We start from the raw sequence: 20,275 nt of genomic DNA, 5'->3' as shown, positions 1-20,275 counted from the left end.
CTGCTATAAACCCCTGCGAATTTAGTTTCGTGACTGCTTCAATTTAGCTTCAATAGAATGCATAGTGTGGGGAACAGCTTTTAAACGTTCCTTAGAGATCAGCTTTCCAGTATCAACGCAAATGCCATAGGTGCCATTTTTTATCCTTACCATGGCATTTTCGAGTTGCACCATAAATTTTTGCTGCCTTGATGCCAGCTGGCTCAGATTTTCTTTTTCCATCATGTCGGCCCCGTCTTCCAGCACCTTTATGTTTCCTGAGGTATTATCCGTGCCTTCATCGTTGCTTCGGCTAAGCGACTCCTTGATGTATTTAAGCTCACTTCGTGCCTTATCGAGCTTTTGAGAGATTATTTCCTCAAATTCTTTAAGCTCTTCGTCTGAGTATCTGGTTCTTTCGTCTTGGCTCATAGCATTTCAAATTTTACCTAACCTGGCGCCCCAAAGGTTTTCAAAAATAAGGCAAATGTATGTTTTCATACCTGAAAAAGAAAGGCCCGCTACTAAACGGGCCTTTCTTTTTAAGCTACTTTTTGCTTTTCCTTAAATTTTTTCAGTTGCCTTCGCAAGGCTTCCACTGCCAGATCGGTTGCAGCTTCAAAAGATTTAGACTGCTCTTTGGCAAACAATTGCGAGCCAGGAATATTCAGCTTTATTTCAACTACTTTGTTTTCTACATCATTCTTCTCGAGACGCATAAATACTTCACCATCTATAATCCTGTCATAAAAGGTATTTAGCTTATCGGTTTTCTTTTGAATGAAGTCCAACAATTTAATGTCGGCGTCGAAGTGGATTGAATGCATCTGCAGTTTCATAATACTAAAATTTAAGGGTACAACAATTAAGCCTTTGGATGGGCTTGTTTATAAACAGACTTCAGCTTATCAAGTGTATTGTGTGTGTACACCTGAGTAGCTGCTAAATTGGCATGTCCAAGTAAATCTTTTACAGCGTTAAGATCAGCTCCTTTATTGAGCAAATGGGTGGCGAAGGTGTGTCTAAGTACGTGCGGGCTTTTCTTTTCCGAGCTAGTAACCATATTCAAATACGCTTTTACCGTCCTGTAAATCATCATAGGATAGGCCTTACCTCCCTCATCAGTTACTATCAAAAAGTTAGAGAAATTTTCAGACAAATGCTCCTTCTTAAGGAGAATATATTTTCTAACTTCTTCAACAAGCGGGGCCGGAATAGGGATCACCCTTTCTTTGTTTCGCTTGCCTAATACCTTAACGTGCCCCTGATAGAAATTGATGTCTTCATCCTTTAAATTAATTAGTTCGGAAAGGCGTATGCCTGTGCCATACAAAAAATCGAGAACAAGCTTATCTCTGCCACCAACAAACCCCTCCGGAAAAGGAATCTGGTCAAGCAGTGTGGTCATTTCGCTTTCCCTCACGAAGGAGGGCAGCATTTTGGAAGTTTTAAGCGGCTTGAGCTTGTCGGCTGGGCTTTTTTCGATCTCCTCCCTACGCAGAAGAAACTTGTAGTATGACTTGAGAGAGGCAATTTTCCTGTTAACTGACTTGCTTTCCAGGCCCTGTTCAACAAGGTGGATAAGCCAGGTTCTCAATGCCTGGTAGTTGGCATCCTTTAACCCGTAAGAAAATTCACTATTTAGAAATGACTCAGCCTGAGTTAGATCACTCTTATATGAGGTAAGGGTATGGGGGCTAAGCCTCTTTTCGAATTGGAGGTATTTGAGAAAAGAATCAATCATAAGTTAGTGAAATCACCTTATTCACTAACTTATGAAATATATCCGCTATTATAAATTTTCCTGACCCATCATTTGCTGACGGTAGGCGGCTTTGATTTTTTCTTCTCTGTTTTTTACAGAAGGCTTAACAAAGAAAGTACGGCTGCGAAGCTCCTTAAGAACACCTGTTCTTTCGAATTTCTTCTTGAATCTCTTAAGTGCCTTGTCGATTGACTCGTTTTCCTTAATGTTTACTACGATCATTTCGTTAATTAATTATGGGCTGCAAAGATAAAGTTTTTAATTCCAAAAACTCAAATTTATTTCAATAGTTCTCTTGAGATCACCACCTTTTGAATTTCAGAGGTTCCCTCGCCAATAGTGCAGAGCTTAGCATCCCGATAAAATTTCTCGACCGGGTAGTCCTTGGTGAAGCCATAGCCCCCGAAAATCTGCACTGCGTTGTTGGCCACCGAAACGGCCACTTCAGAAGCGTAGTATTTCGCCATTGCAGATTCCTTTGTCACTTTTCCCTTCCTGTTTTTTATGGCGCCTGCCTGATCGGTGAGCAGTTTGGCTGCTTCCAATTGGGTGGCCATTTCGGCAAGCATAAAGGAAATTCCCTGAAAGGAAGAAATAGGCTTATTGAATTGATGTCTTTCCTGTGAATAGGCCAATGCAGCCTGCAAAGCGCCTTCAGCAATGCCACAACTTAACGCAGCTATTGATATCCGGCCTCCATCCAAAACTTTTAATGATTGTATAAAGCCGTCGCCAACATCTCCCAGAAGGTTTTTCTCGGGAATTCTACAGTCCTGAAATATCATTTCAGCTGTTTCAGACGCCCTCATGCCCAGCTTATCTTCCTTTCGGCCTCCGGCAAAGCCTGGTGTGCCTCTCTCGACTATAAAAGCCGACATGCCATGAGAATCACCCGTTTTGCCAGTTCTTGCTATCAAAACAGCTATGTCGCCAGAAATGCCGTGGGTAATAAAATTTTTGGCTCCATTGATCACCCATTCCTTCCCATCCTTCACTGCTGTAGTTTTCATATTGGCAGCGTCCGAGCCTGTGTTAGGTTCGGTAAGCCCCCAGGCACCAATCCATTCTCCTGATGCTAGCTTTGGCAGCCACTTCTTTTTTTGCTCGTCATTTCCAAATTGAAGCAGGTGCCCCGTGCAGAGGGAATTGTGGGCAGCCAGTGAAAGCCCTATGGAAGGATCCACTTTCGATATTTCTATAATAGCGGTGATGTATTCGAGATAGCCAAATCCTGACCCACCCAGTTCGTGAGGCACCATCACTCCCATAAGACCAAGCTCTCCCATTTTATGAAAAAGCTCTTTAGGAAAGTGCTGGGACTCATCCCACTTTTTAATGTTTGGAGAAATTTCCACCCTGGCAAAATCTCGCACCATTTCCTCAATCATCTTTTGGTTTTCCAACTCAACTTCCTCGTTTCGTTCTTTTGTCAATGTATCCATGTTGTTTATTTGGGCTGTATAAAATAAAAACGCAATTGTCCATCGTTAGTTTAAACCAACCACCAGCAATCTATCACTGCTGGTCTTAATGTCAGGTTTAATTAACTCCAAAAAACGTTCATTTACCGAAAGAACTGGTGTAATTATTTTGCAGATTGATAGATTTGCAGCAGACTAATAAGAAAATCCGAACAATATGAAAATTGCTGTAGTTGGAACTGGCTATGTTGGACTTGTGACTGGTACCTGCTTCGCCGAGACGGGGAACCACGTAACGTGTGTTGACATCGACGAAAAGAAGGTTGAAAAACTTAAGAATCAGATCATGCCCATTTATGAGCCTGGTTTGGACGTTCTCTTTGAAAGGAATATTAAGCAGGGCAGACTCGATTTCACTACCAACCTTAAGGAAGGTATCAAGGACGCAAAAATTATTTTTCTGGCACTACCCACACCTCCCGGTGAAGATGGCTCTGCCGACCTTAAATATATATTGAAGGTGGCCAGCGACCTTGGCCCTATTCTTAGCGAGTACACAGTAATTGTTGATAAAAGCACTGTCCCTGTTGGCACTGCCGACAAGGTACATGCTCAAATAGCAAAAAATGCAAAAGTGCCCTTTGACGTGGTTTCAAATCCTGAGTTCCTTAGAGAAGGTGTCGCAGTGGATGATTTCATGAAGCCAGACAGAGTGGTGATTGGCACCAGCTCGGACAAAGCGAGAAAAGTGATGGATCAGCTTTATGCACCATTCGTTCGCCAGGGTAACCCGGTTATTTTTATGGATGAGAAATCAGCAGAGCTCACGAAGTATGCCGCCAACTCATTCCTCGCCACCAAAATCACATTCATGAATGAGATTGCCAACATGTGTGAACTATTGGGTGCAGATGTTGACATGGTTAGAAAAGGGATTGGCACAGATACCAGGATCGGAAAGAGATTCCTTTTTGCTGGCATCGGATACGGTGGAAGCTGTTTTCCAAAGGATGTGCAGGCATTGGCCAAATCAGCACAGGAAGTTAAATATGACTTTAAGCTTCTAACCTCGGTAATGGATGTGAATCAGGAGCAGAAAACCAAACTGATCCATCGTGCCAAAGCATTTTACAATGGGAGCCTGAAGGGCAAGACTTTCGGTATCTGGGGTCTGGCATTTAAGCCCTATACAGACGACATCAGAGAAGCACCAGCCTTAGAGAACATTAAAGAGTTGCTTGCACTTGGTGCCAAAGTGAAGGTGTACGATCCGGAAGCCATGGAAAACGTTAAAGAGCTTTTCGGCAACACCATAGAATTCTGTAGCGACGAGTATGCTGCAGTTGATGGTGCTGATGCACTGTTTATTATGACGGAATGGCCTGTTTTCAGAACGCCTGAGTTTGACAAGCTTCAGTCTCTGCTCAAGTCTAAGGTTATTTTTGACGGCAGAAACTTGTACGACACACAAGCGATGGAAGATCTAGGGTTTACATACTTCAGCATCGGTAGAAAAGACGTTGATGGCAAATAATCAAATTCTCGTCACAGGCGGACTTGGTTATATTGGCTCCCATACGGTTGTGGAGCTGATCAATGCCGGTTTCGAGCCGATCATTATCGACAACCTGTCTAATTCCGAGGTCAAAGTATTAGATGCTATCGAGAAGATCACCGGCAAGAGGTGCCTATTTCACCAGGTTGAAATGTGCAACTATCCTGAGCTGGAATCAATTTTTATAAAATACCCTGAAATGAAGGCAGCAATCCATTTTGCTGCCTTCCTTTTGGTCAACGAATCTGTCGACAATCCGCTTAAGTATTATGAGAACAACTTATTGTCGACTATCAACCTTCTAAGGTGTCAGTCAAAGTTTGGAACCAAAGGGTTGATTTTTTCGTCGTCCTGCACTGTATACGGAAATCCCGAAGTATTGCCCGTCGCTGAAAACGCACCCATTCAGGAGGCTGTTTCTCCCTATGGCAACACCAAAAAAATGTGCGAGGACATCATCAGAGACGCAACTGTTGCCTCCGACGTAATGGCGATAGCTTTGAGATACTTCAACCCCATTGGCGCACACCCTACATCGCTGATTGGCGAGGTTCAGCATGGAATGCCACATCATTTGGTGCCTTTTATTACTGAAACGGCGCACGGGAAAAGGGAGTTTCTCAGAGTTTTTGGTGACGACTACAACACAGTTGACGGATCGTGTGTCAGAGACTATATCCATGTAATGGATGTAGCCAAAGCGCACGTAAATGCGGTGCAGCGGTTCGCAAATGGAGCCATGGAGTCTTCATACGAAGTATACAATCTGGGCATGGGAGTGGGTATGTCGGTGATCCAAATGATTCAGGCATTCGAAAGAGCAACAGGTATTAACATCCCTTATAAAATTGTTGACCGAAGGGGAGGCGATGTCGAAGCAGTTTATGCAGATACGTCTCTCGCCAACAAAAAATTGAATTGGAAAACTCAATTCGGCATTGAAGAGGCTTTAAAATCAGCCTGGGACTGGGAAATAGCACAGGCAAAACTGAAACAATGAAAAAAATATTAATTACCGGAGGAGCTGGCTTTATTGGCTCGCATGTGGTGAGGCTGTTTGTAAATAAATATCCTGATTATAAGATTTTCAATCTTGACAATCTTACGTACGCCGGCAATCTGGAAAACTTAAGAGATATTGAAGATCGTCCGAACTATACTTTTGTGAAAGGGGATATTACAGACGAGAAATTTATTTTTGACCTCTTCAAAAAAGAACAGTTTGACGGCGTACTGCACCTTGCCGCTGAGTCTCATGTAGACAGGTCTATCTCCAACCCAATGGCGTTCATAAAAACGAACGTTATTGGCACAGTTACCTTGCTAAATGCCGCAAAGGACATTTGGAAAGATTCGTTCGAAGGAAAGAGGTTCTACCATATTTCAACCGATGAGGTGTATGGCTCACTTGGTGACGAAGGCTTCTTCACAGAAACCACTTCCTATGACCCACAATCACCCTATTCAGCCTCAAAGGCAAGCTCAGACCATTTTGTGCGGGCTTATGCCAACACTTACGGGCTCCCTGTGGTGGTTACAAACTGTTCGAACAACTACGGGCCTTACCATTTTCCGGAGAAGCTTATTCCGCTTTGCATTCATAACATCAAAAACAGCAAACCTTTGCCAGTTTATGGAAAAGGCGAAAACATCAGGGACTGGCTGTATGTGGTTGATCATGCAAGAGCCATAGATACTGTGTTCCACAAGGGCACAATTGGCGAAACCTACAATATTGGTGGGTTTAATGAGTGGACAAACATTGATGTGGTGAAGCTTCTTTGCAAAATCATGGACAAAAAGCTGGGCAGGCCGGAAGGGACTTCTGAAAAGCTCATTACCTACGTAAAAGATCGTGCCGGTCACGACATGAGGTATGCCATTGACGCCAACAAGATCATGAAAGAGCTGGGCTGGGAGCCTTCGTTGCAGTTTGAAGAGGGGCTCGAAAAAACAGTAGAGTGGTACCTGGCCAATGACGCCTGGTTAAGCAATGTTACCTCAGGCGACTATATGAAGTACTATAGCGATCAGTACGAGAAAAGATAAACCAAAAATGATTGGGCTTATTCTTCGTAAGCCCAATCAATTCCCTGCTTCATATCTTTTAAGGTAATTCCCTCATTTTTGAGCAAGCTCCTTATTTCATCTACTTTTTCATAGTTTTTAGCTTCCTTCGCCTCTTTATAAAGCGTAAGCAAAATACCGATGAGGTTCTTAGGTTCTACCGCCAGTTCTTCTTTTAGCCCGAGAATCTCTTCCACAAAATTTAGATAAGTCGATTTCAGCTTATCGAAGCCCTCTTGTCCGATTTCTCCATACTTAAGTCCACCTGTTTGCAGCGAGTTGATCTTTTTCAAAAGATTGAACAGGTGCCCAATAGTAAGCGCAGTGTTGAAATCGTCGTTCATTGCCCTGTAGCAATTATCTGCCAAACCATTGATTTGGTCGACAGCCTGCTGATTCAAGGCCACTCCTTCTTCCGGAACGAACTTCATTTCCTTAATAAGCTTCAATCCATTCATCAGCTTCTTGTAGCCTTTGTTCGCAGCAGATAAAGCTTCATTTGAAAAATCGAGGGTACTGGCATAGTGGCTCTGCAGCATGAAGAAACGCACCGTCATTGGGCTGTAAGGCTTGTCAAGCAGTTCGTGTGTGCCAGTGATTAGCTCTGACGGCAGAAAGGAATTACCCAGCGACTTACTCATCTTCTGGCCATTAACTGTTAGCATGTTCGTATGCAGCCAGTATTTCACAGGCTCTTTACCGGACGCACCCACTGATTGAGCTATTTCACATTCATGGTGGGGGAACTTCAGGTCCATGCCACCGCCGTGTATATCAAATGACTCTCCAAGGTATTTAGTGCTCATCACGGAGCACTCCAGATGCCAGCCGGGGAAACCAATACCCCAGGGAGAGTTCCAACGCATGATATGTTCGGTAGAGGCATTCTTCCAGATAGCAAAATCCAACGGATTTCTCTTTTCATCCTGCCCATCGAGCGCCCGGGTGTTAGCAATTAAATCATCAACGACTCTGCCAGAGAGTTTACCATATTGATATTTCTCATTGAATTTGCCTATATCAAAATACACAGAGCCCTTCGATTCGTAAGCATAACCCTGCTCGATAATCGTTTTGATCATCTCGATTTGTTCGAGAATATGGCCAGTTGCCGTCGGTTCTATGCTGGGAGGCAAAGCGTTGAAAATATCCATCACCTGATGGAACCCATTGGTGTATTTTTGCACCACCTCCATGGGCTCCAGGTTCATGAGCTTTGCCCGTTTTCCTATTTTATCCTCTCCGTCGTCAGTATCGCCCGTCAAGTGCCCTACATCTGTAATATTTCTGACGTAGCGAACCTTGTATCCCAGATGCAAAAGGTATCTGTAAATAATGTCGAAACTGATAAACGTGCGAACATTACCCAAATGCACATCATTGTAAACCGTAGGCCCGCACACATACATGCCCACGTAGGGCGCATTGATGGGCACAAACTCTTCCTTTTGCTTAGTTAAAGAATTGAATAATCTTAGTTTCGGGATCATGCGGCAAATTTAACAATTGTAAGCAGAAGGCAACATTCTTTATTTAAGGAGTCCTCCGCTTAACATATTTGCATTCAAACGATCACAAGAACACTTTGTTTGGGAGAAGTTTGAGAAGGCTCTTTTGTTAACAAGAAAAATTAATATAAATTTGCGGCTGGATTAAGAAAAAAGGGGACGAGCGTCCCCTTTCTTTATATAGTTTGGTTTGGTATGGCTGAAGAATCGATCATAAAAGGTTGGCTTGATGAAATGATAGACAGTAGCCTGTTTGTGGTCGAAGTATCGCTAACCGGCCCAAAAAGCTACCAAAAGCTAAGAGTATTTCTGGATGGCGACAATGGAATCACCATCGAACAGTGTGCGAAGATTAGCCGGAAACTAGCTGCCAAACTAGATGAAGAAGACTTGATCAAAGATGCGTATCAGCTGGAGGTATCTTCTGCGGGCATTGACCAACCGTTAAAACTGCTTAGGCAGTACTATAAGAACATAGGCAGGTCGGTGAAGGTGTTTAAGACCGACGGAAAGGAAGAAAAAGGCAAGCTGGCAGCTGTGAGTGAACAAGAGATTCAAATCGAAGTAAAAAATAAAAAAGTCACCGAAATGAGCACAATACTATTTCAGGACATTCATCATACAAAAGTTTTAGTCACCTTTTAGGCAGTTTACTATGGATAGCGTATTTCTTATAGAATCCTTTGCGGATTTTGCAAAGAGAAAAAACATTGACCGCCCAACAATGATCCGTATCCTGGAGGATGTGTTCAGGACTATGATCAGGAAGAGATTTGAAACTGATGAAAACTTTGACATCATTATCAATGCGGACAAAGGAGACCTTGAGATTTGGCGATTCAGAGAAATCGTTGACGATAACTCGGAAGACATTTGGGATCACGATAAAGTAAGCCTTACAGAAGCGAGAAAAATAGAGCCTGACTTTGAGATTGGAGAAGAAGTAGCAGAAGAAGTTAAGCTTGAAGACTTTGGTAGAAGAGCGGTACAAATGGCCCGCCAAACGCTTATTCAGAAAATCAAAGACCTTGAAAAGGACATTCTTTTCCAGAAATATAAAGAACTCGTTGGCGAGATTATCCTTGGTGAAGTTTACCAGGTGCTTGGAAGAGAGATATTGCTGGTTGACGCTGAAGGGAATGAGTTGATACTGCCAAAATTTGAGCAGATCCCTAAGGATCGCTTCAAGAAGGGAGAAAATGTGCGTGCGATTGTTCATAGAGTGGAAATGGTCAATGGAAACCCAAAGATTATTCTTTCCCGAACTTCGACGGTTTTCCTTGAAAGACTTTTCGAAAGCGAAGTACCCGAGGTGTATGATGGCTTGATCACCATTAAAAAAGTGGTTCGTGAGCCTGGCGAAAGAGCCAAGGTAGCAGTAGAGTCGTACGACGATAGGATTGATCCGGTTGGCGCCTGTGTGGGTATGAAAGGCTCAAGGATTCACAGCATCGTGAGAGAGCTTGAAAATGAAAATATAGACGTTATCAACTATACTGAAAACACTGAGCTGTATATATCCAGGGCATTGAGTCCTGCGAAAATATCCAGCATGAAAGTGGAGCCCGAAAATGGAAGAGTGTCGGTGTACCTCAAACCTGATCAGGTATCGTTGGCGATCGGAAAAGGCGGACAAAATATCAAGCTGGCCAGCCGCTTGGTGGATCTTGAAATCGATGTGTTCCGTGAGCTTGAAGGCCACGAAGTAGAGGACGTATCGCTCGATGAGTTTTCAGATGAAATTGAGGGCTGGGTAATTGACGAGCTCAAGAAAATCGGCCTCGACACTGCCCGTAGCGTTCTTAATTTGACAAAGGAAGAACTCATCCGAAGGACCGATTTGGAGGAGGAAACAGTACAAGATGTGCTCTCTATCCTACGTCAGGAATTTGAATAATAATTTTAATAACACGCTTTAAAGAGTCATATTTGCGTATGAGTGAAGACAGAATGTGGAGACTAAGCCAGGTCGCCAGAAAGTTGAATGTTGGTACAAATACCGTCATTCAGGCTCTGGAGAAGAAGGGCTTTTCAATCGATAGCAGCCCGAATGCCAAGCTCACTCAGGAGCAGTACGATATTTTGGCAAGAGAATTTGCTACTTCTGCCCACGAGAAAGAAGAAGCTTCCGGCATTACTATTGGTAAGAAGCATTCTGACAATGTGGTTATCAATACGAACTCTCCACAGGAGAGCGGATCGTCTGATGAAGAAGAAGAAATCTTAATAAAGAACCTTTCCAGCAAAGAGCAGCCTAAGGAAGAAGCTGTTGAAGAAGTGGAGGAGCCAACAACTCAAACCCCTAAACTTCAGGGAATTAAAGTAGTTGGTAAAATCGACCTTGAGCCCAAAAAAGCTCCCAAAAAGGAAGAGGAACCAGCCCCCAAAGCTGCTACTCCTGAGCCTCCTAAGGAGGAAAAGAAAGTAGTAGAGGAAGCACCTAAAGTAGAGGCCAAAGTGGAAACACCTGAGCCTCCCACCGAAGTTGTTGAAGAACCCAAGGCTCCAAAAGAAGAACCCAAAGAGGCTCCTGAAAAAGTTGCAGAGGAGCCGCCAATGCTGGCCAAACCTGAGCCAATTATCAAAAAAGAAGATCGGGTAATTGAGGCTAAAGCCGACGCTCTCAAGGGTCTGACTGTTCTTGGAAAAATAGAACTGCCAGAAGCAAAGAAAAAGCAGCCAGTTGCCAGCTCTGACGATAGAGACAAAAAGAAAAAGAAACGCCCTCGTAAGCGCATAGTTGTTGAAGGAAAAGACGGTGGTGACACTCCGAGATTCAAAAAACCAGAAGGAGACAGACCTGCCGGCGCACCAGGTAAGGGCCGATTTGAGAAGAAAGAAGAGGTTTCTGACAAGGAAATCCAGGATAAAATAAAAGCTACTCTCGCCAGATTAAGCAAAGGCAGTAAGCCAGGCCAGGGAGCCAACAGGTCGAAGTACAGAAGGGACAAGAGATCAGCCAAAGCTGAGGCGGAAGAGGAGAAGATGCTTCAGCAGCAGGAAGATTCGAAGACACTTAAGGTGACTGAGTTTATTTCTGCCAATGACCTTGCCTCACTGATGGGGGTTTCTGTTAACGATGTAATTTCTGCTTGTTTGAGCATGGGAATCTTCGTTTCCATTAACCAGCGTCTCGATGCAGAAACCATTACTGTGATAGCAGACGAATTCGGTTTTGATATTGAATTCTCAACCTCAGAAGAAGAGTCGGAAGCTATTAATACTGAGGACGATATTGAGGACGATGAGCCCAGAGCTCCTATCGTTACCATCATGGGCCACGTTGACCACGGTAAAACTTCCCTTCTCGACTATATCAGGAAGACCAAAGTTACAGCCGGTGAGGCCGGTGGTATCACACAGCACATAGGTGCATATGATGTAGAGACAACGGGCGGCAACAAAATTGCCTTCCTTGACACACCCGGTCACGAGGCATTTACCGCCATGCGTGCAAGAGGTGCAGCACTTACCGATATTGCAATTATTGTGGTGGCAGCGGACGACAACGTGATGCCTCAAACCAAGGAAGCCATTAACCACGCAAAAGTGGCTGGTGTTCCAATAGTAATTGCTATCAACAAAGTTGACAAGGCAAACGCCAACCCAAATAAGATCAAAGAAGAGCTATCCCAAATCAACATTCTTGTGGAGGATTGGGGTGGAAAATACCAATGCCAGGAGATTTCAGCGAAAACAGGACAGGGCATTGACGACCTGTTAGAAAAAGTACTTCTGGAAGCTGAGATTCTTGAGCTGAAAGCTAAGGCTTCTAAAAAGGCCGTAGGAAGTGTTATCGAAGCTTCTCTTGACAAAGGCAGAGGTTACGTAGCTACCGTGATGGTGCAAAACGGAACCCTGAATATTGGTGACGTGGTATTGGCTGGCTCTCACTTCGGCAAAGTGAAAGCGATGTTCGACCACAGAGGCACCAGGCTGAAACAAGCGGGACCTTCCACACCAGTGCTTTTGCTGGGGCTTGATGGTGCGCCTCAGGCGGGTGAAAAGCTGAACGTAATGGAAAGTGACCGTGAGGCACGTGACATTGCCTACAAGCGTCAGCAAATCCAACGTGAGCAGAACCTTCGGACTAAGAAGCACATTACGCTTGATGAAATTGGGCGTCGTTTGGCCATTGGCTCATTTAGAGAACTCAATGTCATTGTGAAAGGTGATGTGGATGGCTCTATTGAGGCACTAGCCGACTCACTGCTTAAGCTTTCTACACCGGAAGTCCAAGTTAACATCATACATAAAGCAGTAGGCCAGATTTCAGAATCAGACGTCTTGCTAGCCTCCGCTTCCGATGCGATCATCGTTGGCTTCCAGGTACGTCCTTCGTCTAGTGCACGCCGCTTGGCCGAACAGGAAGAAATCGAGATCAGACTTTACTCCATCATCTACGATGCCATCAACGAAATCAAAGATGCCATGGAAGGCATGCTGGCACCGGAGTTCCAGGAGGTTATTACTGGTAACGTAGAGATTCGTGAAGTATTTAAAATTTCGAAAGTTGGTACTGTAGCTGGCTGTATGGTGACTGATGGTTTCATTAAGAGAAACAATCAGATCAGAATAATACGTGACGGTATTGTGGTTTATACTGGCGAAATACAGCAGCTCCGCAGATTCAAAGACGACGTGGCCGAAGTAAAACAAGGTTACGAATGCGGAATAAGCATCAAAAACTTCAATAACCTCGAAGAAGGGGATATCATTGAAGGCTTTGAGCAACGTGAAGTAAAACGCTCTCTTTAAGAGAGGTCATACATAAAACTAAATCCGGCCAGTTGGCCGGATTTTTTTGTTTCTGGAACCATGAAACTACTCCAGGCAGCACTACTCTTTTTATTCTTTCTGACGTCAGCAGGCCTTTACCGCCCCTGGTGGGTGCTGTGGTGGCTACCCCGTCAAAACAGAAAAAAGGTACTCCTGATTTATGGAATACCTTTTCTTCTGATACTTGTCTTTTATGCTGTTTTCAGCTGAGCCCGGAAGGATACTCTCCGCTACTGACCAGCTGATGCAATTTTTTCATAACCATATCTTTCTCCTGGCTATAGGTTACACCCATCCAATCGTTGCCATCAGGCAGCACATCAACAATAGCATTCTTCTTCTGCATCAGGTTTGTAACTGCTGACGGAATATAAAACTCTGCCTTCAGCTCATTTTTATTGGCTTGATAGAATTCCTCCCAAATACCCACAAGTTCAGGAAACAAAGCTGGAGTGAAACCCCAAAAGTTCATCGAGACGAAGCCTTTGGGATCTAAAATTTCCGGGTTGTTTACGTTTTCCTCATTGACAATATTTGCACCCGACTGAAGTATTTTGGTTTTCTCCACTACAGAAATCAATTTGCCTTCAGCATCCACATTGCAAATACCTCTTGCCACCGATCCGGCATCTGAGAGCGTCTCCATCAAAGGATAGCCCACCATGCTAAAATGAAGAGCAGTTGGGTCAACCGACTGAAGGAATTTTCCCATTGCCAAATAAGCCTTTCTCCCATAAAAGTCGTCGGCATTGATAATAGCGAACGGCTCTTTTACCACGTCTTTCGTCGCAAGTACAGCCTGGCCAGTTCCCCACGGCTTCACCCTGTCAGGATGCTGCGCAGGGGGTGTCTGAAATACAAACTCAATCTCAATCTTATCACCCCACCACTTATTCAGGTGCTTGTACAAAACGTCCCGCAAATCTTTACGGGTGATAATAACCACCTTGTTAAAACCTGCTTGAATTGAGTCATAAATTCCATAGTCCATCAGCCACTCACCAGAGGGCCCAAAAGAGTCGGCCTGCTTTATTCCACCGTATCGACTTCCTATCCCGGCGGCCAGTATTACCAAACTTGTTGATTGCGTCATATTATCTGTAATTCTTTTTTTAATGGGGTCTGTTTCGGCATGCAAATTTTATATTTTACGGGTTCGAAACAAAAACTATACTCCAAAATGGTCTTAAGCACACTCGACTGGGTAATAATAGCGGTTTTTTTTGCTATTGTAGTAGGAATTGGATGGGTTGCCTCACTCACCGCTGGGAAAAGCACCTCTGAATACTTTTTAGGTGGAAGAGGAATGCCGTGGTGGCTACTGGGGATTTCCATGGTAGCTTGTACCTTTTCAGCCGATACTCCCAACCTTGTCACGGGCATGGTTAGAGAAAACGGAGTGGCCAAAAACTGGGCCTGGTGGGCGTTTCTAATCACAGGTATGGTAACCGTTTTCATCTATGCCAGGCTTTGGAGGCGCTCCAATGTAATGACCGACCTGGAGTTTTATGAGTTGCGGTACAGCGGCAAGTACGCTTCCTTCCTACGGGGATTCAGGTCCCTGTATCTTGGCATTTTCTTCAACTGCCTGATCATGGGAACAGTTACACTGGCCGCCATTAAGATTGGGCAAATCATGCTCGGCATCGAAAACCCTGTCTACATCGTGGTGGGTGCTTCAATAGGGGTTGTTATTTATGCAACGATAGGCGGCATAAAAGGAGTAATCTGGGCAGATTTTTTTCAGTATTCTATCGCCATGCTTGGTGCCGTGATAGCCGCAGTGGTTGCAGTCAGCGATGAGAGAGTAGGCGGCCTGACCAAGCTGCTGGCCCACCCGGCTGTAATGCCTAAACTGGATATTTTCCCAAGTTTTGACGACCCAAAGCAGTTCTTGCCTTTACTCATTATCCCCATCGCAGTGCAGTGGTGGTCAGTTTGGTACCCTGGTGCAGAGCCTGGCGGCGGCGGCTATATTGCGCAGCGAATGTTGTCAGCCAAAGATGAAAAGAATGCAATAGGTGCTACGTTACTTTTTAATTTCGCACACTACGCACTCCGCCCATGGCCATGGATTCTGGTGGCCCTTGCGTCGCTGGTTATCTTCCCCGACCTGGCATCAATAAAAGCTGAGTTCCCCGGCATTAGCGATAACTACCTGGGCCACGACATCGCCTATCCAGCCATGCTAACGCTTTTGGGCACTGGATGGAAGGGGCTTGTAGTTGCTTCGATTATTGCGGCCTACATGTCTACCATTGGAACGCACCTCAACTGGGGCTCATCCTACGTGGTCAACGACTTTTATAAGCGCTTTGTAAAGCCAGACGCCACTGAAAAACAGCAAGTGTCTATCGCCAGATTCACCACTGTTGGACTGATGGTTTTTGCAGCCACATTTTCCCTCACTATCCTTAAGAATGCCACCCAGGCCTTCGATATCCTTCTTCTCTCAGGAGCAGGCACTGGTGCCATTTACATACTGAGGTGGTTTTGGTGGAGAATCAACGCTCTTACCGAAATTGTTGCCATGGTAGTTGCCACTGTGCTAGCCTTTCTGCTGGTGCTGGTCATTAGCCCCGAAGCACTTGAGAACGCTTATCTGGACATTTTCTCAACTCGCCTTCTAATTTCCCTGTTTGGTGTGAGTGCTGCATGGATCTCCACTACTCTGCTCACTAAGCCAGAGGATAAAGAGACCCTGAGGAGCTTCTACCTTAGGACTCAACCCGGCGGGCCTGGGTGGAAAAAGGTCGTTGATGAAGCCATGAGTGAGGGAATTGTGCTGGATGCATCCAAAGGAGCAAACTGGCAAATGCCACTACAAATAATGATGGTGTTTGTCGGTTGTGTGAGCATCTACTGCTCGCTGTTTGGCATAGGAAGCTTTATCTACGGAAACATCGGCCTTGGCTTTGGTCTTTTGGGCATAGCCGCAGCTGGTACGTTTATTCTGTTCAGAAACCTGGGCAAGCTTTCATTGAAGTAAGTGCCTTATGGATAATAGGAAGATTAATATTGCTGCTGTTGCCCTGGGAACAGCACTCCTATTTTCCTTGCAGGCATGTCAACAAAACGGGGAATCCGCAGCAGCAGATTTCTCGTTTGCCTCTTCTCACCTGCCGACTGACACACTGAATGTTGGCTTCCTCGCCATCAATGGTGTATACAATTCGGAGCTAATGGCGCCTTTTGACGTGTTTCAGCATACCGTATTTCACACCACACCAGGCATGAAAACATTTATCGTGTCTCCCACCCATGAGCCGATCAAAACATTTGAAGGGATCAGAATCATACCCGATTTCAGTTTTGAAGATACTCCGACGATTGATGTACTGGTGGTGCCAAGTACTGAGCACAACATGGATACCGATTTGCAGGATTCCGTTCTGATTGAATTTGTCAAAGAAAAGGGCTCCCAAGCCAAATTTATTATGTCGTTGTGTGATGGCGCATTTCTTTTGGCCAAAGCTGGCCTCCTTGATGAGGTAAAGTGCACCACATTCCCCTCAGACATTGCGAGGTTTAAAGAAACCTTCCCTCACCTCAATGTACAGGAGGGTTACAGCTTTGTGCATGACGGAAAAGCCATTACTTCCTCAGGCGGCGCCAAATCATACGATCCTGCCATGTACCTGGTGGAATATCTGTATGGTGACAAAGTGGCCAGAGGCATAGGGGGCGGCTTAGTGATCGACTGGAGGCTTGAAGAAGTAAAGCACCTGAGATAGGGCAAATAACGAGCTTTCAGCTAATCCTGAAACTCGAATCGTTTGCTGAATGTCTCCGTTCGTTTGGACTTATAATCATAAATCCTGATTTCAAAAAAGTAATGCCCTCTGTCTATAAGCTCTTGAAAATTGTATTGGAGCACTGCCAGCTTATAGTCTTTCACAAATTTATTGGAAAGTGTTCGCTTACTAACTGCATCCGTGATGGTCACTTGCAGATTAGTGTTTTTTCGAACAGCAAAGGGGAAAAACACTGTCGTGTTCTGCCTTGCTGGCGTTGGTTCAGTTAGTGCAGCCTGTTGATGTAGATACAACCTGTGCTCGTTGTTGGCGTCAACGAGATAAACATCATAAGAGTACTTTCCAAATTCCATCAGGGTGTCTTTCAACAGGTATTCAGACCCCACGCCACCACGGCTATTGAAAGCCAATGGCAACTGCCAACGTTTATTGTCAGTCTTACTTGCTCTTATAACGGAAAAATGGCTCACCTGCGATGTATCGGGCTGGTATTCCCAGCGCAACTCGACTGTTTTCTCATTGACCTCCAATAATCCTTCCGCCAAAGGGTCTTCGATCAGCACCGGAAGTCCATTGGCTTTGTCCGACACCTCGATAGTAAAATCGCAGAAGTCTCCCAGGTACCCGTCTATTATCATAAAGTGCCTGACATTAGGCTCAGGGCTATTTACTTTAAAATAAAAATCGTCGGCGGTGGCAGGTGAGTTGCAGGAGATAATCTCGTAGGTCTCCGTTTGGCAAAGTTCACCTTTGAAAACGACGAGCTGTACGCCCCTACCATCCTTGCAGCGCTCGTGCCGCACATTGATGTAAAATGAACTGCCATCAGCAGGTATATAGGAAAACCACTGATCGTTGTGGTACTGTATGCATTGGCCGGTAAGCTTTTCGTCAATGCAGGCTCTCTCCACAGTATTGTTGTCGGTAGAAGAGTGTGTAGGCGTATTAAGAACTAGTTGGCTAACACCAGTTGACAGGTCATTAGAAGTTTGAGCTTTGGCCCAAAAAGTGATCAAAAACAGAATTAATGTAAAAAGCGCCCTCATTATGTGACATTTGGCCTTACAGCAAGATACACACCACTTACTCCACTGGGAAATAAAAAAGGGGCAGCCGCCCCTTTATATTATATATGTGTTTCTTGTCAATCGTCAGCTGACCATCTCCAGTCGCCCTGAATCCTCAGCTTAAGCTTCAAGCCCTGATCTTCCAGCAACTTGCGAGTGCTTTCGTCATCCAGCTTAGCTGCTGGAAGCTCCTGAGCCCTGTCCAATTCGTAAAGCATCATGCTGCAAAAGCGAACATTGTTGATCAGATGCTCTTCATTCACAAGGTCGATGTCATCGCAGTCAGCATGATAACAGTCGTACACCGAACGATCCAGGTTACTTACCGGTGCGAAGAAGGGGACGCCTTCCAGCATAAACGACTGATGGTCGCTATGAAGACCAGCCCTGTTCGCAAATTTATTAGTGAATGTGCTATCCACTGCCTTGATCCTGTCGCCTGCATCTACAAAAAACTTTTCGGCCTCCAACCTGCCACCAGCATTAAATCCAACAGCATTAGAGGAAGCGTCCAGATTGAAAACATATTTCAGGTTCTCAATTTCGCCTGATTCTTTGAGGGCATTAACATAATGTTTCGAACCCAGCAGTCCTTCTTCTTCCCCCATCCACATCACAAACTTAAGTGTTCTGCGTGGCTTGATGTCCAGCGCCTTAAAGGTTCGGGCTATGTCGATAACAGAGAAAGAACCGATGCCGTTGTCGATAGCACCCGTTGCCAAATCCCACGAGTCGAGGTGGCCGCCGGTAAGAATAACTTCGCTGGCCTTGTCTGTTCCAGGGATAGTGGCCACCACATTTCTTGCTTTGATCACTTCGCTGAAGTTTGTCATTTCAAGCTTGGCTTTCACCGCTCCGGCAGCCAGCTTGTCTTTTAATGAAAGGCCATCCTCATAGCCAATGCACACCGCAGGAATTGGAATAAGGCTTCCGGTAACCGAGGCAGTTCCGGTCAATAAAACCCCACCTTCTACCTGGTTGAAGAAAATAATTCCGGCAGCGCCATTGTCGATCGCCAGTTTTGTTTTTTCAGACCTATGCAAGTTTTTAGAAGGGTCGACTGTCTCAGGCAAAATACTTATATATACGAATACAACCTTCCCCTCTGCTGCGCCCGGGTTAGCCTCGTAGTCTTCTTCTATTCCGTTGCCCATGTCAATAATTTCGCCTTCAAGGTTTACACTAACAGGTGAGTGGGCCAGGCTGACAGAGCTTACCTCTTCCCAATCGGATCCACTACTAAACTGCGTTTTTACTTCTCCACGGCTCCACGACTCAACCTCGAAGGGGTCATATTCAACGTCGATGCCATACGACTTGAAGAGGTTGTAGGTGTATTCCTCGGCTTTAGCGCCATTCTCAGACCCGGTGAGTCTGTGTCCTACTGTTGCCATGCAATCTGCAAGCGTAGGATACACTTTTGAGTTAGCCAGCGTCTCTTTGTTGATCTCCTCCAGCATGTTCACTGGCGGCTTTTGCTCACAGCCAGCTATGGCAAGTGTGGCAGCAAATAAAACGGTTAAATGTCTTTTCATTGATTGAAATTTAGGTTAGTCCTGCGATTTACTAACAAAAAAGGAGAACCTGAAAGGTATTTTTATTGATGGTTATCCAGTTTTAGAATAAAAAAAGCCCCGAAGTGAATCCCTCCGAGGCTAAGTATCTTTGTAACTATTGCGTTTATAGGCTGACTGCCTCTACTGACTGCACTTCAGGCACCATTCTTTTGAGCAAGTTCTCAATACCTGCTTTCAATGTCACCATGCTGGAAGGACAGCCGCTGCAAGAGCCCTGCAATGCTACTTTTACAACGCCGTCTTCAAAATCCTGGAACACAATGGCTCCGCCGTCCGACTCAACTGCAGGCTTGATGTATTCTTCCAACACGCTCTTGATGTTTTTTACCACATCCGGGTCGCTGTCGAGTATGTCGTTTTGAAGGGGATCGGCCTTTATCAAAACAGGTTTTTCAGCTTCCAGGTATTCCCTGATATGGGTTTTCAGCTGATCCTGAATATCTATCCACTCCACATTTTCGTCCTTTGTGATCGTTACAAAGTTATTCATGTAGAATACCCTCTTTACAAAGGCGTAGTTGAAAAGCTCTTTAGCCAGGGGGGCATGCTCAGCGCTCGCCTCATCGGGGAAGTCATAGTTTTCACCTTCCCCTACCAACATAAAGTTGGCGACAAATTTTAATGAATTGGGGTTGGGATTGTTCTCCAGATACAGAGTAACAAGCCTTTGAGACTTCTTTATCGTAGATTCCATTGGTTTCAGAATTTTAACTTACTTAGGAACAACCTGCTGCCAAATAAGTTCAGTAGTGCTGTTATGTGTTTTAATGCACCAAAGATACAACCTGTCAACGACAAATAC

General features: G+C 44.9%; 18 protein-coding genes. 8 read left to right on the top strand and 10 right to left on the bottom strand.

The window, feature by feature from the left end; genetic code table 11:
• Nucleotides 1–21: 21 nt before the first annotated feature.
• The 5 genes from ACMVP2_RS13320 to ACMVP2_RS13300 all read right to left on the bottom strand — a co-directional run bounded on the left by ACMVP2_RS13320 (nt 22) and on the right by ACMVP2_RS13300 (nt 3,186).
• Nucleotides 22–411 carry a TraR/DksA family transcriptional regulator gene (locus ACMVP2_RS13320; protein ID WP_317489381.1) on the bottom strand — a complete coding sequence of 130 codons (390 nt, stop codon included), beginning with the start codon at nt 409–411 and terminating at the stop codon, nt 22–24.
• Nucleotides 412–521: 110 nt separating this feature from the next.
• Nucleotides 522–818 (bottom strand): ribosome hibernation-promoting factor, HPF/YfiA family, encoded by a 297-nt coding sequence (gene hpf / locus ACMVP2_RS13315; protein WP_151996202.1) that lies wholly within the window; start codon nt 816–818, stop codon nt 522–524.
• Nucleotides 819–844: 26 nt separating this feature from the next.
• Nucleotides 845–1,723, bottom strand: coding sequence for a tyrosine-type recombinase/integrase (locus tag ACMVP2_RS13310; protein WP_416868029.1), 879 nt, complete (start codon nt 1,721–1,723; stop codon nt 845–847).
• A gap of 48 nt (nt 1,724–1,771) precedes the next feature.
• Nucleotides 1,772–1,966, bottom strand: coding sequence for a 30S ribosomal protein S21 (rpsU, locus tag ACMVP2_RS13305; RefSeq protein ID WP_151996200.1), 195 nt, complete (start codon nt 1,964–1,966; stop codon nt 1,772–1,774).
• Between the two features lie 56 nt (nt 1,967–2,022).
• Entirely contained in the window at nt 2,023–3,186 is a 1,164-nt protein-coding gene (locus tag ACMVP2_RS13300) for an acyl-CoA dehydrogenase family protein (protein WP_416868028.1), read from the bottom strand.
• A gap of 196 nt (nt 3,187–3,382) precedes the next feature.
• Here ACMVP2_RS13300 and ACMVP2_RS13295 point away from each other — a divergent pair, with 196 nt between their 5' ends.
• From ACMVP2_RS13295 to rfbB, 3 genes are read left to right on the top strand one after another with little or no spacing between them, the layout of a single operon-like run.
• Nucleotides 3,383–4,699, top strand: coding sequence for a UDP-glucose/GDP-mannose dehydrogenase family protein (locus tag ACMVP2_RS13295; RefSeq protein WP_339791111.1), 1,317 nt, complete (start codon nt 3,383–3,385; stop codon nt 4,697–4,699).
• Entirely contained in the window at nt 4,689–5,720 is a 1,032-nt protein-coding gene (gene galE / locus ACMVP2_RS13290) for a UDP-glucose 4-epimerase GalE (protein ID WP_416868027.1), read from the top strand. Before ACMVP2_RS13295 ends, galE begins: the two co-directional genes overlap by 11 nt.
• Nucleotides 5,717–6,769, top strand: a complete 1,053-nt coding sequence (gene rfbB / locus ACMVP2_RS13285) for a dTDP-glucose 4,6-dehydratase (protein WP_416868026.1) — start codon at nt 5,717–5,719, stop codon at nt 6,767–6,769. Before galE ends, rfbB begins: the two co-directional genes overlap by 4 nt.
• Before the next feature lie 17 nt (nt 6,770–6,786).
• On the opposite strand, the gene cysS is transcribed toward rfbB, so the two are convergent.
• The gene (gene cysS, locus ACMVP2_RS13280; protein WP_416868025.1) at nt 6,787–8,277 is read right to left on the bottom strand and encodes a cysteine--tRNA ligase; all 1,491 of its coding nucleotides are present in this window, start codon (nt 8,275–8,277) and stop codon (nt 6,787–6,789) included.
• 213 nt (nt 8,278–8,490) lie between these two features.
• Here cysS and rimP point away from each other — a divergent pair, with 213 nt between their 5' ends.
• Genes rimP through infB form a run of 3 tightly spaced genes read left to right on the top strand, consistent with a single transcriptional unit; the run spans nt 8,491 to nt 13,053 of the window.
• Nucleotides 8,491–8,940 (top strand): ribosome maturation factor RimP, encoded by a 450-nt coding sequence (gene rimP / locus ACMVP2_RS13275; RefSeq protein WP_416868024.1) that lies wholly within the window; start codon nt 8,491–8,493, stop codon nt 8,938–8,940.
• 10 nt (nt 8,941–8,950) lie between these two features.
• Entirely contained in the window at nt 8,951–10,192 is a 1,242-nt protein-coding gene (gene nusA / locus ACMVP2_RS13270) for a transcription termination factor NusA (protein ID WP_317489373.1), read from the top strand.
• A 38-nt stretch (nt 10,193–10,230) separates the two neighbouring features.
• On the top strand, nt 10,231–13,053 hold the full coding sequence (infB, locus tag ACMVP2_RS13265) for a translation initiation factor IF-2 (protein WP_416868023.1): 2,823 nt from the start codon (nt 10,231–10,233) through the stop codon (nt 13,051–13,053).
• A 223-nt stretch (nt 13,054–13,276) separates the two neighbouring features.
• On the opposite strand, the gene ACMVP2_RS13260 is transcribed toward infB, so the two are convergent.
• On the bottom strand, nt 13,277–14,167 hold the full coding sequence (locus ACMVP2_RS13260; protein WP_416868022.1) for a sugar phosphate nucleotidyltransferase: 891 nt from the start codon (nt 14,165–14,167) through the stop codon (nt 13,277–13,279).
• An 87-nt stretch (nt 14,168–14,254) separates the two neighbouring features.
• Here ACMVP2_RS13260 and ACMVP2_RS13255 point away from each other — a divergent pair, with 87 nt between their 5' ends.
• Nucleotides 14,255–16,063 (top strand): sodium:solute symporter family protein, encoded by a 1,809-nt coding sequence (locus ACMVP2_RS13255; protein WP_339791100.1) that lies wholly within the window; start codon nt 14,255–14,257, stop codon nt 16,061–16,063.
• Nucleotides 16,064–16,070: 7 nt separating this feature from the next.
• A complete protein-coding gene (locus ACMVP2_RS13250) occupies nt 16,071–16,808 on the top strand; it encodes a DJ-1/PfpI family protein (protein ID WP_416868021.1) in 738 nt (245 codons plus the stop codon).
• A gap of 20 nt (nt 16,809–16,828) precedes the next feature.
• Here the strand turns inward: ACMVP2_RS13250 and ACMVP2_RS13245 are convergent, their stop codons facing one another.
• The 3 genes from ACMVP2_RS13245 to ACMVP2_RS13235 all read right to left on the bottom strand — a co-directional run bounded on the left by ACMVP2_RS13245 (nt 16,829) and on the right by ACMVP2_RS13235 (nt 20,167).
• The gene (locus ACMVP2_RS13245) at nt 16,829–17,875 is read right to left on the bottom strand and encodes a hypothetical protein (protein ID WP_416868020.1); all 1,047 of its coding nucleotides are present in this window, start codon (nt 17,873–17,875) and stop codon (nt 16,829–16,831) included.
• A gap of 98 nt (nt 17,876–17,973) precedes the next feature.
• On the bottom strand, nt 17,974–19,431 hold the full coding sequence (locus ACMVP2_RS13240; protein WP_416868019.1) for a M28 family peptidase: 1,458 nt from the start codon (nt 19,429–19,431) through the stop codon (nt 17,974–17,976).
• A gap of 145 nt (nt 19,432–19,576) precedes the next feature.
• A complete protein-coding gene (locus tag ACMVP2_RS13235; RefSeq protein WP_151997578.1) occupies nt 19,577–20,167 on the bottom strand; it encodes a NifU family protein in 591 nt (196 codons plus the stop codon).
• Nucleotides 20,168–20,275 lie beyond the last annotated feature (108 nt).

This window comes from Imperialibacter sp. (assembly GCF_048007035.1).
GTDB lineage: Bacteria > Bacteroidota > Bacteroidia > Cytophagales > Cyclobacteriaceae > Imperialibacter.
Note: the sequence above shows the minus strand (reverse complement) of the source record. Positions and strands in the feature narration are given on the sequence as shown.

Coding starts and splice junctions, on each gene's coding strand:
- ACMVP2_RS13320 (WP_317489381.1), bottom strand. CDS start 411: ATGAGCCAAGACGAAAGAACCAGATACTCAGACGAAGAGCTTAAAGAA.
- hpf (WP_151996202.1), bottom strand. CDS start 818: ATGAAACTGCAGATGCATTCAATCCACTTCGACGCCGACATTAAATTG.
- ACMVP2_RS13310 (WP_416868029.1), bottom strand. CDS start 1,723: ATGATTGATTCTTTTCTCAAATACCTCCAATTCGAAAAGAGGCTTAGC.
- rpsU (WP_151996200.1), bottom strand. CDS start 1,966: ATGATCGTAGTAAACATTAAGGAAAACGAGTCAATCGACAAGGCACTT.
- ACMVP2_RS13300 (WP_416868028.1), bottom strand. CDS start 3,186: ATGGATACATTGACAAAAGAACGAAACGAGGAAGTTGAGTTGGAAAAC.
- ACMVP2_RS13295 (WP_339791111.1), top strand. CDS start 3,383: ATGAAAATTGCTGTAGTTGGAACTGGCTATGTTGGACTTGTGACTGGT.
- galE (WP_416868027.1), top strand. CDS start 4,689: ATGGCAAATAATCAAATTCTCGTCACAGGCGGACTTGGTTATATTGGC.
- rfbB (WP_416868026.1), top strand. CDS start 5,717: ATGAAAAAAATATTAATTACCGGAGGAGCTGGCTTTATTGGCTCGCAT.
- cysS (WP_416868025.1), bottom strand. CDS start 8,277: ATGATCCCGAAACTAAGATTATTCAATTCTTTAACTAAGCAAAAGGAA.
- rimP (WP_416868024.1), top strand. CDS start 8,491: ATGGCTGAAGAATCGATCATAAAAGGTTGGCTTGATGAAATGATAGAC.
- nusA (WP_317489373.1), top strand. CDS start 8,951: ATGGATAGCGTATTTCTTATAGAATCCTTTGCGGATTTTGCAAAGAGA.
- infB (WP_416868023.1), top strand. CDS start 10,231: ATGAGTGAAGACAGAATGTGGAGACTAAGCCAGGTCGCCAGAAAGTTG.
- ACMVP2_RS13260 (WP_416868022.1), bottom strand. CDS start 14,167: ATGACGCAATCAACAAGTTTGGTAATACTGGCCGCCGGGATAGGAAGT.
- ACMVP2_RS13255 (WP_339791100.1), top strand. CDS start 14,255: ATGGTCTTAAGCACACTCGACTGGGTAATAATAGCGGTTTTTTTTGCT.
- ACMVP2_RS13250 (WP_416868021.1), top strand. CDS start 16,071: ATGGATAATAGGAAGATTAATATTGCTGCTGTTGCCCTGGGAACAGCA.
- ACMVP2_RS13245 (WP_416868020.1), bottom strand. CDS start 17,875: ATGAGGGCGCTTTTTACATTAATTCTGTTTTTGATCACTTTTTGGGCC.
- ACMVP2_RS13240 (WP_416868019.1), bottom strand. CDS start 19,431: ATGAAAAGACATTTAACCGTTTTATTTGCTGCCACACTTGCCATAGCT.
- ACMVP2_RS13235 (WP_151997578.1), bottom strand. CDS start 20,167: ATGGAATCTACGATAAAGAAGTCTCAAAGGCTTGTTACTCTGTATCTG.